This is a genomic window from Microcoleus sp. D3_18a_C4, from assembly GCF_036702415.1.
GTDB lineage: Bacteria > Cyanobacteriota > Cyanobacteriia > Cyanobacteriales > Microcoleaceae > Microcoleus.
In genome coordinates this window covers 1-16,622 of record NZ_JAUBTI010000085.1, presented here as the reverse complement: position 1 = coordinate 16,622, position 16,622 = coordinate 1, and the positions used below count along the sequence as shown (strand labels likewise).

Here is a 16,622-nt window from a genome sequence, read left to right as displayed (position 1 = left end):
TCTAGTCGATCGGACTGTCGTTGCGGGCGATCGCCAAATCAGGAACAATGATAAACTTGATATTCATACCCATGCACCGCAGGCAAATCGCCTGATTCAACCTGACATTTTTGTGCTTCTAGATTGACAGGTGCGCGAAAATTAACCAGCCACAAATCTAGCGGGCGTTCTAATTGACTGAGTGTTTTGTCAAGTGTCCCTGCCGCTATTTCCGGCGCATCCCTTCTCTGATTAGCCAAAAGAAACAGCGGAGAATCAAAGGCTTTAACTTCTTCTTTCTTCCTAACATCCGTTACATCAGTTACATCCGCTACAAAATCCGTTGCCGAACTTCTTTCCCATTCCCACCCTATCCCCATCAACTCTCCTATTTCTACATGAGTCTTTTGAGTAGTCGCAATTAACACGGGAACTTTCGATAATTCGCGGATAACCGGAATTAAAAGGTCTGGTTTGTAATATTTGCGATAGCCGAGATTGGAATTTACTGTCACACCGCTAAAAAAACCCATTGCTAAAATTAGCACCACTGCTTTTTTGCCCGGAACTTCGATCGCCCGAAAATTAAACCATTGACTTTTTGCTGTAGGTATGTTAAAAATAACCGCCAAGGTTGCTCCTAAAAGCAATATCACCCCCGGAAAGTAGACGAAATTGTATCGTGCGCCGCGAGTTAGGTCAATCCCTAGAATATATGCAAAGCTGAAAAATAGGAAAATTGCTCCTAGCACAAATCCGCCGAAAATAACAGTACCTAAACGAGTATCGGGCCTTGTTAACGAATTTTTAAAAGCGCTAAACAGGATGGGAAGCACCAATATAAAAAATATTGTCATTGCGATCGCCGATGCAACTACTACTGCCAAATTTGGCGATTCCACGGGCAGCAGAGACATGACAGTGATCCATCCAGCTAAAGCTTGAAAAATCGGATTAACCCAACTTAAAAATGTGCGATCGCCGCTGACAATCCAATTAGTTAGTTCGCTGCCGTATTTATTCGACAAAAATACCGGCAGCCAAACTAAACCGCCGGCTAAAGTGCCCATCGCTACTGCGAAAAATCGCCACAGGATTTGAAATTGCCAAATATTAGGCCGCTGGCTGTTGTCAATTGGCAACTTTCCCTTAAACTGCTGCCAGCTTACCGCAATTAATGCTATTAATTCCGCACACAAAGTTAGTGCAAAAAAGTAGTGAACCGCAATCCCTAAACAATTAACAACAACCCACAGCAGCACCGCCCAAATAGGCAGGGGAGCGCGCTGTTGCAGCTTTTTTGCAGCTAATGTGAGGCAAAAAAGAGAGGCAATAACTAATAAGATTCCTAAAGTGTAATGGCGAGCTTCTTGAGCGAGATAAATGCCGTAGGGAGAAACTGCCATCATCGCGGCCGCACATTGACCAACTAAACGCGAACTAAAAGCAAACTTGCCCAAAAAGTAAATAGCTGGAACTGACATCACGCCCAATAAAGCAGGAAGAGCTCGCCCAATCCAAACTAAACTATCCTCGGTCGGCCCAAACAGTCGCATCCACCAGTGGGCGAGCATAAAATACACTGGTGGATGGTTGCTTTCTAGCAGCAAATGGTTGAGGACATCGGCAATCCCAGCACCGGGGCGAAATTGCAGCGGTTGTAATAATGTAGAAAGATCGATCGCGCGATCGAGATGCACCCCTCGAAAACTGTTGCCCAAGCTAAAAACTAGAGTCGAAAACTCGTCTGTCCACAGCGGTTTAGAGTTTAAATTGGCAAATCGCAAGATAAAGGCGATCGCCGTCCACAGCAATAGCAACAACAGTTGTTTGTTCTTAATCATTAATTCAGTCATTCAAAGGCCTAGGGAAGAAGAGTCATTAGTCATTAGTCATTAGTCATTAGTCATCAGTCATTTTATCAATGATCCATTACTAATTACCAATTACCAATTACCCATTACCCATTACCCATTACCTATCTACTTCCGTCACCCGCCAACTCAACTTCATATTAATCCAGAAATTCCACAGAGTCACAGCCGCGATCGCAATTAAGTTAGCCAAATATTCATTCATCCCAAAAACATTAAACAGCACATTAACCAGCAGCACATTCAAAATCAAACCCATCAAGCAAATGGTATTAAATTTCAACAGCCGTTTCAATCGCTGGCGCTTTCCTGGCTGCCGCTTAGAAATATCCCCAAAAGTCCACAAATCATTCCACAAAAAGTTACTGATAATTGCAAATTCAGCAGCAACGATCAGACTGCGAGTTAGCTCCCAATTGAGGATATCCCGCAGCACGTACAAAACCCCCATATTCACAAATACGCCGCTGAAACCCACAAGGCCAAACCGCAGAAACTTGCCCATCGGCCAGCGGGCAAACCGCAACCTCAGCAAATGCCGCAAATACTCAATATACTGTTTCCAGGTAACTTTGCTCTCCCCTTCTTGCCGCTCCTGAAACACGTAACCAACTTCTCCAATCCAGCGGATGTCGCCCCTGCCGAGCACTTCAATCAAAATTTTGTAACCAGCAGGATTCATGGTTTTGCCCGCTATGCAACTGCGACGCACCATAAAATAGCCGCTCATCGGATCGGAAACTCGGCCCACCACTCCCGGCAGGATTACCAACCCCACGGTTTGAGCGCCCCGCGATAAAAATCGCCTGACAACGCTCCAGTCGCTCACACCGCCCTCGGCGACGTGGCGGCTCGCTGCGGCCAAATCGGCTCCCCGCTGAATTTCGGCTAAAAGCTGCAATAGCGTCTCCGGGGGATGCTGCAAGTCGGCATCGATGACGCCCAAAACCTCGCCCCGAGCGACCTGCCACCCGCGAATTACCGCTGTGGAAAGTCCCCGCTCGTCTTCCCGGCGCATCACCCGCAATTGCGGATATTCCGGTGTCAGGGACAGGGCAACTTCCCATGTGCGATCGGGGCTGTTGTCATCGACTACAATTAATTCGTAGTTGCCGGGAATACTGCCATCGAGCAAGTGGCTCAATTTTTCCACAATACTCTTGACATTCTTGCACTCGTTGTAGGTGGGAATGACCAGGGAAAAATAAATGGGCGGTGTGCCTGCGTCTGTAAAAGTTGAATTGAAAGTCTGTACAGCAGGAATTTGCAAAGGCCCAGACGGTACTGGCAAGAGATGATTTGCTTGGTTTATGCCCATAATTTCACTTCCCAGAAAATAAAGGATGGTTTTGTAAGACTTGAGATTTTAGAATATCGTTCCTCCATAATTGATTGGTTAAAATATAAAAATGCCTTTATTCTAGTCAGTAATTATGTAGTTGAGTGAAAAAGAAAACTGTGGATGCAATTCTCGATCGAGCTTTACAAGGTTATAACATTTCTTCTGCAGAGGCATTGGTACTTTTGCAGCAAACAGAGCCAGACGCGCGAGTTTCTATTCAAACAACCGCTGACTTGCTCCGCCGCCGACAATCAGGGGATACAGTCACCTACGTTATCAATCGGAATATTAATTTTACTAACATTTGCGAGCAGCATTGCAGTTTCTGTGCATTCCGCCGCGACGAGGGAGATGAGGGCGCTTTTTGGCTAGATGCAGCTCAAATTCAGGAAAAGGCAACTGATGCAGTGCAGCGGGGTGCAACGGAAATTTGTATGCAGGGGGGCTTAAATCTTCAAGCTAAGCTGAACGGCGCATCTTTGCCTTATTATGTGCAATTGGTGAAAACTATTAAGGATAAGTTTCCTCAGTTGCACTTGCACGCTTTTTCGCCGCAAGAAATAGAATTTATTGCCAGAGAAGATAATCTTAGTTTCAGCTATGTAATTTCGGCTTTGCAGGATGCGGGAGTTGGTTCGATGCCGGGAACCGCGGCGGAAGTTCTCGACGATTCTGTGCGACGGGTGATTTGCCCGGAAAAACTAAATTCGGCAACTTGGCTGGAAATTGTGGGAACTGCTCACAGTCTGGGTTTGCCGACAACGAGTACGATGCTTTGCGGGCATATTGAGACAGCCGAACAGCAGGTTTTGCATTTAGAAAAAGTGCGATCGCTCCAACAAACTGCGATCGACCAAAACTATGGGGCACGCATCACAGAATTTATTTTACTACCATTTGTCGGACAGCAAGCACCGGCTCCTTTGCGGAGTCGAGTCGGCCGCGACCAACCAATTTTAGCAGATACTTTGTTACTCACCGCTGTATCGAGAATCTTCTTAGGCAATTTAATTTCCAATCACCAGCCGAGTTGGGTAAAATTAGGTTTAGATGGAGCTACAGAAGCGCTGAAATGGGGCTGCAACGACATCGGCGGTACATTGATGGAAGAGCACATTACTACAATGGCCGGTGCGGTTGGCGGCAGTTGTCAATCTGTCGAAGATTTGCAAAATGCGATTAGTTCTTTGGGGCGGAGTTATCAGCAAAGAGATACAATTTATCGACCTTTAGGGGTTGACAATTTTGCAGTAAGTGTGTGATTTTTTGGATGCAAAGTGCGAAGTGCGTAACGTCTCCTACGAGTTTAGCCGTTAGCGAAGCCCTCGGAGAGGATCGCACTTTCAAATTCTTCTAGCGCTTGACAACTTCCCACCTGCCAAGCACGTTCCACTGTAGCAGGAATCATCTGGGCGATCGCGATTTCTGGAAAATTCGGACTCATATCGGATTCTACATACTCTCCATCTTGCAGCAAATAAATGCGAAGTCTGCCGCTGTCATAAACCCATACTTCGGGAACTCCAATAATTTTATAGGCATCGATCGTAGTTTTAGAAGTTACATCCGTCTCAATTGCTAAATCCGGCGGCGGATCGTCCGGTAAAAGTCGGCGGCGGCCAATCATCCGTTGATAATTTAGAAGATAAAAGCAAGCATCAGGTTCCACTCCTGCTGCACCTTCCCGTTTGAAAGTAGTAGAACCGAAGGGTTGGTATCTTCGGCCCGCCGACTTGAGTAAAATTTTGACAATATCAGAGATTAAATCTCTGGGAATTTCGTGTTCTGGTAAAGGAACCATAATTTCTAAAGTTTGTTTGCTGTAAGCAACTCGTGCCGAGCGCTTTTCTCCTAATTCCTCCAAAATCGACTCAAATTCCAGCCAAGTTATATTGGGAATAGTTACGACACTACCGGGAGAAAGCTCGATCTGGCTAACAGGTTTGAGGACGGGGGTGATAACAATCATAAGCTGAATTGCGAGCTAGTTGTTAAGTTTGTGCCAAGGGCAGGCAGGATGCCTACCCCACAATAGTTTTTGGATATATCTGTTGAGTTTAGCACGGGCAACGAGAAGAGATTCGCGATCGCACTTTTGACTCAATTCTAGAAAGAGCGATCGCACATTTAGACTTCATTGCAGCCGGATTAATTTGACTAACAGACTCATGATTTCTCCCTGTTCGGGTGTAATAATGATGCGATTGTCGGGAATGGCGATCCTCTTCGAGGGCTGCGCTAACGGATGAGTCCAACGAACAGCTTCCTCGTAGCGCAATGCGTGCAGTTGGTGGATAGTTCGGCCTAGGAATGAGAATTAAATAACTTACAATGCGTGATGGTTCTTGTGGGATGGGCGTCCCGCCCGTCCAGAAAGGGCGGGCTTTCTGGCCCAACCCCTACTCCCCACAAACTTGTGTAAATTATTTAATTCGCGATCCGTACCCCCAGCGGCGAACCGATGATGACGTGACGGACTGCTTCGCGATCGGCCTCACAGGTTTGGTTCGTTAAAACATTGGGCGATGTTTGGTTCGATGATGAATCTTGCAACATAGCTTTGACCAATAATTTTGGATAAGTTTGATGCTTTGTAACGGTAAAACCGCGTACAATAACAAGTTAAAAAAAAGACAGCAATTCCCCTACTGCACAAGTGGCTTAGCTGGTGCTGTCTAATCTCTATTAGATTAAATTTAAATCAATTTAGGGTAGATATCAATCATTTTAGGCAAAACTCAAATAAATTAATATAACTTAACAAATAGCCTATGGAAACCTCAGAAAGAGCCGATCGATCGCCCCTAATGCGACTGAGAGTTCAGCGGTTTATGACTCAAAAGCAGCTAGCAGAAGCACTTGGCGTTACGGAAGCGACGGTAAGCAACTGGGAATCGGGGCGATCTGTACCGAAGCTAACGCCTGTTCAATACAAGAAGTTGCTAGAGATTCTGCAAATTACCTCTGCTGAATTACCAGACCAATTTGGTTTTCCCAGCGAGGGCGATCGATAGAATATTAAGAGTGGCAAATAATAATGATACTGTTTACCTTCTCAGCCAATTAAAAATGTGGTGGTTCATCAAAATGACAACTCTGACCGTAGAAATTCTTTGTTCTGAGGCGGCAATATTTTCAGCAGCCGAGTCTCAACACCCGGAACCTCTGCTTTACGGAATCACAGACGGAAAGGCTGTTGGAACATATTTGGAGCAAAAGTTCAGACTCTATCTCAAGCAGCAATATGAATTTATAGATGGCAATTCAGCAAGCGGCATCGATTTCCCAGGGATATTGGTTGACGTGAAGGTAACAAGTGTTAGGCAACCGCAGTCGTCATGTCCTTTCAAATCTGCAAGGCAAAAGATTTTTGGGCTGGGATATTCACTGATTATCTTTGTTTACGAAAAGACAGACAACAGTACCATCCGAACTGCAACGCTGAATATTTTGCATACAATTTACGTTAGTGCCGAAAGAACAGCAGATTTTCAAATGACCCGTGGAATTCGCTATATTTTAGATAACGAAGGCAATAAAGATGATTTGCTTGCTTTCATGTTTGACAAAAATCTACCTGTTGACGAAATTGAAGCAGGTAACATTGCAGACGAAATACTGAGAAACCCACCCTTGCAAGGTTTTTTGACCATTTCTAATGCGTTGCAATGGCGACTTCAGTATGGAAGGGTCATTGAGCGTGCCGGACAACAGGAAGGTGTTATCGCAGTTTATAAATCTAACCAATGAGTTCTAACAATCGCAAAACCAAACTAGAATACGGCGATTTTCAGACACCGCCGGCATTAGCCGAGATGGTATGTCGAAAATTAGTAGAACTTAATGTCAATCCTGGCATCATAATTGAGCCGACGTGCGGTATCGGTAATTTTATTCAAGCTGCTGCACGTTCGTTTCCATCCGCCGCCAAAATTATCGGGGTTGAAATAAATCAAAATTACTTAAAAGAAGTCAGACTAAATAAGCAATTATTTCAGAATGAGAGATGCGATATTTGGCACGGAGATTTCTTTGATTTTGATTGGAAATCATTAGTCGATCGATGTAGCACTCGACTGCTTGTACTCGGCAACTTTCCGTGGGTGACCAACTCGCAACAAGGAACTATTGGGAGCGAAAATTTACCTAAAAAAAACAATTTTCAAAATCACAGTGGCTTAGATGCTCTCACAGGTAAGAGTAACTTCGATATCTCAGAATGGATGCTGATTCAGGCGGTGCAATGGCTGCAAAAGCGCGATGCCGATCTAGCGATGCTTTGCAAGACTTCGACTGCTAGAAAGTTATTGAATTACCTCCACTCTCAAAAACTCAATCTCGCTGACTGTGCAACTTACAAAATAGATGCTAAAAAATATTTTGATGCCAATGTTGATGCTTGTTTGTTAGTCTGCAAATTTGATGCTCATTCGCGAAACTACTTCTGCGATGTATTTAGCAGTTTAGAAACTTCAGACTGTCACCGAATTGGATATCACAACAATCTCTTGGTTAAGGATATAAATTCTTTCAGTAAATTGAGTAATTTATATGCTGTGAATTCAGGGACAAAATGGCGATCTGGTGTAAAGCACGACTGTTCTAACGTGATGGAGTTTCGCAAAATAGACAATTATTTTGTAAATACATTCGGAGAAGTTGTCGATATTGAGGACACTTATCTGTTTCCGCTAATCAAAGGCTCTGGTGTTGCTCAAAATCGAATTAATGCTACCGATCGATATATGCTCATTACTCAAAAATTTATCGGGGAGTCAACTGAAAATATCAAAAAAATAGCTCCTAAAACCGGGCGCTATCTGGAGGATTGCGGGCAATATTTAGATAATCGAAAAAGCAAAATTTATCAAAACAACCCTCGATTTTCGATTTTTGGAGTTGGCGATTATACCTTCAAAATTTGGAAAATTGCGATTTGCGGGCTTTATAAAAAACTGGATTTTAGGTTGATCGGTGAAATAGCTGATAAACCTGTGGTTTTTGATGATACTGTTTACTTTCTCGGCTTTGACGACGAGGGAGTTGCGCGTCAAACTTTTGAGCTTTTGAATTCACCGGCGGCGATTAACTTTTATTCAGCGATCGTATTTTGGGATGAAAAGCGCCCGATTAAATCCAGTATTTTAAATTGTCTGAATCTGGCACTACTGGCAGATTGGGAGTTTGTAACCGCAGATGCACGCAGATAAACGCAGATGGATAGAGATATAATTTATATTATCAGTAATTCTGAAAACCTATAACTCTAACTTTACCCAAGCTCGTAAACTTCGAGGAATTTGTGGAGTGGCTGCCTGAAAATTCGGCAGTAAGCTGATTATAACTCACATTTTTCAGCATTTGCATGAACAGGCAAGATGCCTGTTCCAGAAGAGATCAATTTTCTTGTGGGGTGGGCCGAAGAACCCGGCCCCAAAAAGACTTATCTCTCGCCCTTTTACATCTTAAACTTCTCCACAATCCGTCTCATCGCTTCTTCCACATTCTCCCGACTATTAAACGCCGAAATGCGGAAATAACCCTCACCCGCCGCACCAAAACCAGAACCCGGAGTTCCCACCACATTGCAAGTTTCCAGCAACTTCTGAAAGAAATCCCAACTCGACAAACCGTGAGGCGTTTTCACCCACACATAAGGCGCATTTTCGCCACCAAAAACCTCGATTCCCGCCGCTGTCAATTTCTCGCGAATAATCGCAGCATTTTCCATGTAAAAATTGACTAATGCCTGAATTTGTGCCTTGCCCGCCTCCGAATAAACCGCCTCAGCACCGCGCTGCACGATGTAAGAAACACCGTTAAACTTAGTAGATTGGCGGCGGTTCCACAGCTTCCAAATTTCGACATCGGAACCATCTGCGGCTTTTCCAGTCAGAGTCTTCGGTACAACTGTTAGCGCACAGCGAGTACCCGTGAAACCAGCATTTTTGGAAAAAGAACGAAATTCGATCGCACAATCCCGCGCCCCTTCAATTTCGTAGATAGAATGCGGTAAACTCGGATCGGTAATATACGCTTCGTAAGCCGCATCGAAGAAAATAATCGAACCGTTAGCTTTAGCATAATTTACCCAAGCTTGCAAGTGTTCCTTAGTTGCAGTTGCCCCCGTCGGATTGTTCGGAAAACACAGGTAAATTAAATCGACTTTTTTGTCAGTGGGAATTTGGGCAGTAAAATTGTTTTCCGCTGTAATTGGCAGGTAAACTAAGCCGCCGTATTCGCCATTTTCGTTGGCATCTCCCGTGTGTCCAGCCATCACGTTAGTGTCTACATACACCGGATAAACTGGATCGGTAACTGCGATCGTGTTATTGTTGCCAAAGATATCGAGAATATTGCCACAATCGCACTTAGAACCATCAGAAATAAAGATTTCCGAAGCATCAACATCGCATCCCCGCGACTTAAAATCGTGCTCGGCAATTTTCTCCCGCAGCCACTCATAACCTTGTTCCGGGCCGTATCCTTTAAAGGTATCCCGCGAACCCATGTCTTCCACCGCCTTCACCATCGCCTCCCGACAAGCAGCCGGTAGCGGTTCAGTCACGTCGCCAATCCCCAGCCGGATGATGGGCGCTTGGGGATTCGCCTCTGCATAGGCTTTCACCCTGCGCCCAATTTCGGGAAACAGGTAGCCAGCTTTGAGTTTGAGGTAGTTGTCGTTGATAGTTGCCATAGTTCGATCGCTACAAATGTCGTAGAATAGCTTACTCCCAATTGTCTCTCTCCAGAAGCAGGAAGTTCGGCAACCGATGCTGTAAAGGATTTAACCGATGTGACGGAAGAGGTTCACGGAAGAGGAAGATTTTCCCCACTCGGAGAGTCAAACACTCCTATACTCAGCCATTACAGGCAATATTCGCAGTTGCTGACGGGCCATTGACCAAAAAATCAAACTACCTTGTATAATCAGAATAGTGTGCAGCGCAGAAACAATTATGGACGAGATCGAGTACGCCAAACTCTATCAAGAACTGGCGGCAATTCTGGATGAGTTTAATTTGGGTTGGGTAGTTCAACAAGTAGCCGATACTGTAGAGATAGGCAAAGTAATTGAAGAGCGATCGCTCAAAAGAAAAACACCTCTGCTCAAGATAGAAGATTATACCGCAAAAGAACAACTTTTGCTGTTAATTAATGCTGTCGAGCAAGCGACTGTGAACACTTCCGAAATGGAAGACGAAATTGCTTATTTCTTGAAAGTAGAATCAGAAACCTCTCCCCTCGGCACAAAAATTACCTTTGCCAATTCAAGTGGCGAAACTGCCAAAACAATTGAGTTTACCTCCAGCGTCACAGCCCCCCGTCACAAACAGGCGATCGCCCTCAAGCACTTGCTGGAAAAACTGCCTTCCGGGCCGAGCAACTACGCCATCAATTCCGAAATAAAAAGCAAATTAAAAAGCTCGATCGATCCCGATTTTAACACAGCGGCAGAACAAGCCAGAATTTTTGACACTTACCTCTTCACTATTCTGCTAAAAGCAGTTGCTAATGAAGGCGGTACTATTTATTACAACAATGTTTTAGACGACGAAACACCGAAATATTTAACATTTAGAAAAACGGCGGGAAAAATCCACGGAAGTGCACATCCCTATACTCATGCTGTTGTGGAATTTCCCGACAAACCAGCCCTGGAAGTTCACCTAGGAGTAAAAGTCCAAGGTAGAGCCGGAGTTCTGCACAACTGCAACGTTTTAATTTTGTACCAAAAAGAAGCAAATATCTGCCGCTTGCTCAACCGCGAACCCCGGCACTCGCAGGTAATTTTAGCAGTAAACTCTCAGCACAGCACCTCAGAACTTAAACTAGAAATGGCTGGTGCTTTTATCGGCTTAGCGTCAGACATTCGCTACGAAGGCGGCAGCTATTTCATTTCTAACAGTTACTCCCAACCCGTAGCAAAACTGCTAACTACCGCTCGCAAAAAATGGGAACACAACATTTTTCCTAGAGCCACAAACGATGTGCACCGGCTGATGTACTCGTTTCAAACGATCTTTAAAGACTTTAAGGCCAGAAACTGATTCAGTTAATACTATTTTACCAAAGTCTTGCTACATTTTTTGTGTTGGGTTTCGTTCCACTGACTTATAGCAATCCTCGCATCATTTGTGAATTTCTTACTCCCTGAGAGCGGGTTCGGGGAGGGTTGGGGTGGGGTAAAAAATTTACGACTCCTGCAAGGATTGCTATATATCAAATCCGGTAGCATCGTTCTGGTAAAGTCTCCTTCAATCTGCCACCAAATATAAGCACAATTTTCAGTTTTTCGGCTCACAGTCAACAGTCAACAGTCAACCATCATTGCGGTGCAAGCGGAATCGATATTAACCTACTGTCTGATTAAATAAAAAACTGTTTTTCAGGTTGTGTTCGGAGGGGTAAATTCGAGTTTCCGAGATTGGCCCGGTTAAATGTATCTGCTAATGTATCTGTTACATGAGCCAAGAAAATAATCTATCATGTTGCGAGCACCCGAACCTTACGAATAATGTTTAAGAAAGATAAATCTTCCCTGCTGTTTACGATCGGAGCCGCCACACTTCTGATCGGTTTAGGCTTTGTCACCTACTACCTCGTCATTTCCCGTGGGCCCGCCAAAGATTTGCCGGCGGGGGCAACCGTTGTCCCGCAAGATACGATGATGGCCCTATCCATCACCACCGATGAATCGCAGTGGAATAAACTGCGAGAATTTGGCACGCCGGAGTCAAAAGCTTCGTTTGAGAGGTTTTTAAGCGAAATGCGCGATCGCCTCCTCACCAGCAACGGCTACGCCTACCAGCAAGACATTCAACCCTGGGTGGGTAACACAGCAATGGTAGCCTTTCTCCGCAACAAAATAGCTATACCAGCCCCCTCGCCGGCACCCAACACGCCCCCATCTCCGCCAATTCAACAGTCAGTGGCAATTATCCTGCCAATTGCCAACCCGATCAAAGCCAAAGAATTATTAGCAAAACCAAAAGCCCTCAGCCAAGGAAAAATAGTTGAGCGTAATTATAAAGGCGTGCAAGTCACAGAAACTCAAGGCGTACCCGATCGCAATTTCTCAGTTGCGGTACTCGGCACAAGGTATCTAGCAGTCACCACAGATCCTAGCGCTACAGACAGAATCATCGACACCTACAGAGGCGAACCTTCCCTAGCCAAAACCCCTGGCTATGCAGACGCCATAGACAAAATAAAAAGTCCGGGCGCCTTCGGTCAAATCTACGTCAATATGCCCGTTGCCGCCGCCTATGCCGCCGCCAACTCAGCCCGCGAAATTTCGCCAGAAAGCCTGGAAAAACTGCAACAAAATCAGGGATTTGCCACCACAGCGACGCTGGATGTAGAAGGAATTGCCTTCAAATCTGTCTCTTGGCTAAAACCCGATTCTACCAGAAGGATAGCAGTAGAAAACAATGCTCTAAAAATGGTTAACCGCCTGCCCAGCAATACAATAATGATGGTATCCGGTGGCAACTTGCAGCGTTTGTGGCAAGACTACGTATTGGGGGCCGAGGCCAACCCGATTTCCCCGATTAATCCCCAAGTTTTACGCACAGGTTTAAAATCCACTATCGGCATGGATTTAGATAAAGACTTGATGAACTGGATGGCGGGAGAATTTTCTCTATCATTAATACCAGCGCCCGCCCAGAATCCCAGAGACAAATTTGCTGCCGGATTTGTATTTATGGTGGAAACAAACAACCGGGGCGCAGCGAACAAATCCCTGAAACAGCTTGATGAAACGATGAAAACTAAAGGGTTTAGAGTTGAGGAAATTCAAGTCGGCGGCAAACCTGCGACAAAATGGACATCGCCGTTTGGAGGGATTACGGTAACTCGCGGCTGGATGAACGATGTAGCGTTTATGACAGTAGGAGCTCCCGTGGTTGATGCGATCGTTCCGGCACCGAAAAGTCCGCTTTTAAGCAGCGAACTGTTCCAGAAAACAGTCCGATCGCAACTTCAACCCCACAACGGCAATTTCTTCATCGACACCGAGACGGCATTTAACCCGAAAAACCTAGCTTTGCCGGAGTTTCCTCCCAGCCAAAAAATGTGGATTGACGCCACGCGGTCGATCGGCGTTACAGCGGCCGTCATTGGCGATCGTACCACCCGTTATGACGCTTTTGTCGGTCTCAAAAAATCCACCCAATCCACTCCTTCTGCAAATCCTTCAGGGAATCTTACTTCACCGCGCCCTGCTTCACCGCGCCCTGCTTCACCCAGTCCCTCGCCCACTGTCCCAACTTCACCCAATTAACTCTTAAATCCTGCCACAAATCCGCCTGCACATCCCCTTAAACACCAACAGGGCGATCGATTAAAATCCCAAACCAGCCCCTCGAAATCGGCAATAGTGGACTTGACTATAAGAGGGAAATAGAGCCGGATTTAAGTAGTTTTCCTTCACAAAACCTCACACAAAAAAACCCAAAAACCCGGTTTTTTAAATAAACCGGGTTTCTGAATACCCTAACAATTTGACTTACTGAAGAAGAATTCAGAATTCAGAAGCCAGAATCCCGAATGGATTCTGTGCGACAGGATGGAGAATCGAGGTTTAAAGCCCCCAATTTTAATTGTGGAGCAAAAAAAATCTTTCCGTGACCGTTAACCCTCACTTCAGGCATGGGGTATTCTGAATTCAGAATTCTGTCTTCTGACCGAAAGCATCCAGGATACAAGCCCCCGAATTTATCCGTGGGGTCAATGCTTCAATCTAAAATCTCAAATCTCAAATCTAAAATCGCTTGACTCCTGCTCCTTTCTTCTTTCCATAATTTTAATTGTCCGCCTGTGTATAATATTTTTTGTTTTGTATAAAATAATTTGGGATGTTTCCGGGTCAGTCTTGGACGCAGAAACCTAGTTTTTTAACCCCGATACTTCCTTCAGACTATCAATAATAGTTAAAAAAACGGGTTTCTAGGCGTCGGAGAGCCTCTAGAAAGGCCGTTTTTGTTATGTTTTATTAATATGTCATGCGGAAGATACAGAGCCTAGGCATTTAGAGTTATATTTAGATTGTGGAAAAGATACGCTGATAAAATTGCCAAGGCAAAGGCAAATTCTACCCATTGACTCCTGAATGCACTTGCAGTCAGAAACCCGGTTGCTTCATAAATATAGCGTCTTCAACCGTTCCGAAAAACCTATGCAGATATTGGCATTCCTAGTCAGCACCTGTACAAGATCGGAACGTGCAGTCAAGCGTCTTAACTGACTGCGTTCATCTGGTCATGACACCGTGATGTAAACGCCAGCATTATGCACTGTCGAAGGCGATTAACGAACGAGTAAACAGGTTTATAGCCAAGCGTGTCGCTTTCCTAACAAGGGAACGCGAACATTTACCAGGCAAACCTTACTTAGCAATAAGACTGACAGAATAGCTCACAAATACCACCTCTGAAAAGGAGGGGTAAATTTCCAATCTTCTACGAAATTGACCAGACACAGCACAGATGTGCAAATATTTAGCGACACAGCCGTCAACCAAGTTTTTTCTACAAAGTTGGTTTCTTTACCTAATTTCTGTGATTTATATATTTTACCCCTTAAAAAACTATGAAAACCGTCAAAAATATTCAAAAAACGTCTAAAATCCTCTCAAAAGCAAGAATAAGCAAACTGACACTTGCTCTGCAAATAGTCTTAATAAATCTTTACTTTGTGCAAGCCAAAGCAGAAGGTCAAACAATTGTTCCAGCGGCGAACGCAACGGGCACTACCGTCACTCCCGCAGCCCAAAACGGAACTTCTGGGCAGCCAACTCGCTTCGATATTGAAGGCGGACAATTATCGAGCGATCGACAAAATCTTTTCCACAGCTTTAAAGAATTCGGCTTGTCGGAAAATCAGATTGCCAACTTTATATCAAACCCCAACATTCGCAACATTTTAGCGGGCATAGGCGGCGGCAACCCGTCGATTATTAACGGCTTAATTCAAGTAACCGGCGGCAATTCTAACTTGTTTCTGATGAATCCATCCGGCATCATATTTGGCAACAATGCCAGCTTAAACGTGCCGGCTTCTTTCACAGCAACCACCGCCACCGCTATTGGATTTGGTTCAAACTCGTTTAACGCTGTCGGTACTAGCACTTACACATCTCTGACAGGCGCGCCCAATTCCTTTGCTTTTGGGGCCGATCGAGCAGGGGCAATTATCAGCACGGCAGACTTAGCAGTCAAGTCAGGGCAGAACTTAACCTTGCTCGGCGGCACCGTTGTCAGCACCGGCAGCGTTTCGGCCCCAGGCGGTCAAATTACCGTAGCATCAGTTTTGGGGACAAATTTAGTGCAGATCCGCCAGCGAGGCAATTTGCTGAGTTTGGAAATCGAGCCGCCCTCAGCGACGAGCACCACAGAAAGATCCAGCACAGCTTCGACATTCTCGATCGCAACCTTGCCCGAACTGCTCACAGGCATCGGTAAAACAAACGCTACAGGCCTCAGTGTCAATGCCAGCGGTGAAGTGGTACTCACGGCGTCTAACCGAGCAGTAGCTGCGGGGGACGTTGCACTAAAAGATGCAAACGCTCGGGCGATCGAAATTCAAGCAGCCAACACCATTGCAGTCAGCGGAAACCTGACAAGTTCCCAAGGCGGCCCGATCGCCCTAGAAGCTAGTGGCGACATTCGCACTGTCGATCTCGACTCCCACTCCGAAACCACTGCAGGCGGCAACATCACCGTCACCAGCCGTACAGGAAAAGTAGAAACAGGCAATATCAACGCAAAATCGAGCGACAAAACCAGCAACGCCGGAGACGTTAGTATTGCAGCACCCTCAAGCAGCATTCAAACAGGATTCATAGACGCCAACTCCGAAGAAAAACAAGGCGGCGAAGTCACCCTCAACGCGCGCAACGACATAGAAGTAACCCATATCAACACCGAAGGCCGAACAGGCGGAGGAGAGATTGACATTACAGCCGGCGGTAATTTCCGAGCTACAGGCACTTTCACCAACGATAACAACTGCTTGTCCCAACCTTGCAGCATTTCCGCATCCACTACTGGTAGCGCTAATGGTGGAGATATCACCCTTCGCCACGGTGGCGAAGCCTCGAACACTCCTTTCAGCGTCGGGGCAGACTATAACAAACTCAACGGTACTGCTGGCAGCATTGCCACTGGAGGTCCAAAGAAGGAAAATGTTATTACACAGGGAAGTTATTTCAGCCCCACCCCTCAGATAGTACAGCCGACGCAAATTAACATTACGGCTTCTTCAGTATCGCCAGCACCGACACCAGCACCGACACCCGCACCGACACCAGCACCGACACCAGCACCGACACCAGCACCGACACCCGCACCGACACCCGCACCGACACCCGCACCGACACCCGCACCGACACCCGCACCGACACCCGCACCGACACCCGCACC

General features: G+C 45.7%; 12 protein-coding genes. 7 read left to right on the top strand and 5 right to left on the bottom strand.

Annotation, left to right across the window (positions count from 1 at the left end; all coding sequences use genetic code 11):
• Positions 1-38: 38 nt before the first annotated feature.
• Complete coding sequence (locus QUB16_RS25960) at positions 39-1,835, bottom strand: glycosyltransferase family 39 protein (protein WP_333320596.1); 1,797 nt, start codon at positions 1,833-1,835, stop codon at positions 39-41.
• A 118-nt stretch (positions 1,836-1,953) separates the two neighbouring features.
• Complete coding sequence (locus QUB16_RS25955; protein WP_333320594.1) at positions 1,954-3,171, bottom strand: glycosyltransferase; 1,218 nt, start codon at positions 3,169-3,171, stop codon at positions 1,954-1,956.
• A gap of 125 nt (positions 3,172-3,296) precedes the next feature.
• Between QUB16_RS25955 and cofH the strand changes: the two genes are divergently transcribed.
• Positions 3,297-4,457 carry a 7,8-didemethyl-8-hydroxy-5-deazariboflavin synthase subunit CofH gene (cofH, locus tag QUB16_RS25950; protein ID WP_333320593.1) on the top strand — a complete coding sequence of 387 codons (1,161 nt, stop codon included), beginning with the start codon at positions 3,297-3,299 and terminating at the stop codon, positions 4,455-4,457.
• A 44-nt stretch (positions 4,458-4,501) separates the two neighbouring features.
• Here the strand turns inward: cofH and QUB16_RS25945 are convergent, their stop codons facing one another.
• Both QUB16_RS25945 and QUB16_RS25940 read right to left on the bottom strand, forming a co-directional pair.
• The gene (locus tag QUB16_RS25945; RefSeq protein WP_333320591.1) at positions 4,502-5,164 is read right to left on the bottom strand and encodes a Uma2 family endonuclease; all 663 of its coding nucleotides are present in this window, start codon (positions 5,162-5,164) and stop codon (positions 4,502-4,504) included.
• 458 nt (positions 5,165-5,622) lie between these two features.
• Positions 5,623-5,751 (bottom strand): hypothetical protein, encoded by a 129-nt coding sequence (locus QUB16_RS25940; RefSeq protein ID WP_333320589.1) that lies wholly within the window; start codon positions 5,749-5,751, stop codon positions 5,623-5,625.
• Between the two features lie 215 nt (positions 5,752-5,966).
• On the opposite strand from QUB16_RS25940, the gene QUB16_RS25935 reads away from it, so the two are divergent.
• From QUB16_RS25935 to QUB16_RS25925, 3 genes are read left to right on the top strand one after another with little or no spacing between them, the layout of a single operon-like run.
• Positions 5,967-6,209, top strand: coding sequence for a helix-turn-helix transcriptional regulator (locus QUB16_RS25935; RefSeq protein ID WP_333288361.1), 243 nt, complete (start codon positions 5,967-5,969; stop codon positions 6,207-6,209).
• A gap of 10 nt (positions 6,210-6,219) precedes the next feature.
• Positions 6,220-6,945: a restriction endonuclease gene (locus tag QUB16_RS25930; protein WP_333042058.1), complete on the top strand. Its 726-nt coding sequence runs from the start codon at positions 6,220-6,222 to the stop codon at positions 6,943-6,945.
• On the top strand, positions 6,942-8,405 hold the full coding sequence (locus QUB16_RS25925; RefSeq protein ID WP_333320587.1) for a class I SAM-dependent methyltransferase: 1,464 nt from the start codon (positions 6,942-6,944) through the stop codon (positions 8,403-8,405). Before QUB16_RS25930 ends, QUB16_RS25925 begins: the two co-directional genes overlap by 4 nt.
• 248 nt (positions 8,406-8,653) lie before the next feature.
• On the opposite strand, the gene QUB16_RS25920 is transcribed toward QUB16_RS25925, so the two are convergent.
• Positions 8,654-9,892: an LL-diaminopimelate aminotransferase gene (locus tag QUB16_RS25920; protein ID WP_333320585.1), complete on the bottom strand. Its 1,239-nt coding sequence runs from the start codon at positions 9,890-9,892 to the stop codon at positions 8,654-8,656.
• A 262-nt stretch (positions 9,893-10,154) separates the two neighbouring features.
• Between QUB16_RS25920 and QUB16_RS25915 the strand changes: the two genes are divergently transcribed.
• The 3 genes from QUB16_RS25915 to QUB16_RS25905 all read left to right on the top strand — a co-directional run.
• Positions 10,155-11,246: a hypothetical protein gene (locus QUB16_RS25915; protein ID WP_333320583.1), complete on the top strand. Its 1,092-nt coding sequence runs from the start codon at positions 10,155-10,157 to the stop codon at positions 11,244-11,246.
• 467 nt (positions 11,247-11,713) lie between these two features.
• Complete coding sequence (locus tag QUB16_RS25910) at positions 11,714-13,483, top strand: DUF3352 domain-containing protein (RefSeq protein ID WP_333320582.1); 1,770 nt, start codon at positions 11,714-11,716, stop codon at positions 13,481-13,483.
• Between the two features lie 1,307 nt (positions 13,484-14,790).
• On the top strand, positions 14,791-16,622 hold a 1,832-nt coding region (locus QUB16_RS25905; protein WP_333320580.1), incomplete at its 3' end, for a two-partner secretion domain-containing protein.

Bases quoted from the DNA above. Each gene is read 5' to 3' on its own strand.
- QUB16_RS25945 (WP_333320591.1), bottom strand. From the start codon at position 5,164: ATGATTGTTATCACCCCCGTCCTCAAACCTGTTAGCCAGATCGAGCTT.
- QUB16_RS25960 (WP_333320596.1), bottom strand. From the start codon at position 1,835: ATGACTGAATTAATGATTAAGAACAAACAACTGTTGTTGCTATTGCTG.
- QUB16_RS25935 (WP_333288361.1), top strand. From the start codon at position 5,967: ATGGAAACCTCAGAAAGAGCCGATCGATCGCCCCTAATGCGACTGAGA.
- QUB16_RS25910 (WP_333320582.1), top strand. From the start codon at position 11,714: ATGTTTAAGAAAGATAAATCTTCCCTGCTGTTTACGATCGGAGCCGCC.
- QUB16_RS25955 (WP_333320594.1), bottom strand. From the start codon at position 3,171: ATGGGCATAAACCAAGCAAATCATCTCTTGCCAGTACCGTCTGGGCCT.
- QUB16_RS25920 (WP_333320585.1), bottom strand. From the start codon at position 9,892: ATGGCAACTATCAACGACAACTACCTCAAACTCAAAGCTGGCTACCTG.
- QUB16_RS25940 (WP_333320589.1), bottom strand. From the start codon at position 5,751: ATGTTGCAAGATTCATCATCGAACCAAACATCGCCCAATGTTTTAACG.
- QUB16_RS25925 (WP_333320587.1), top strand. From the start codon at position 6,942: ATGAGTTCTAACAATCGCAAAACCAAACTAGAATACGGCGATTTTCAG.
- QUB16_RS25915 (WP_333320583.1), top strand. From the start codon at position 10,155: ATGGACGAGATCGAGTACGCCAAACTCTATCAAGAACTGGCGGCAATT.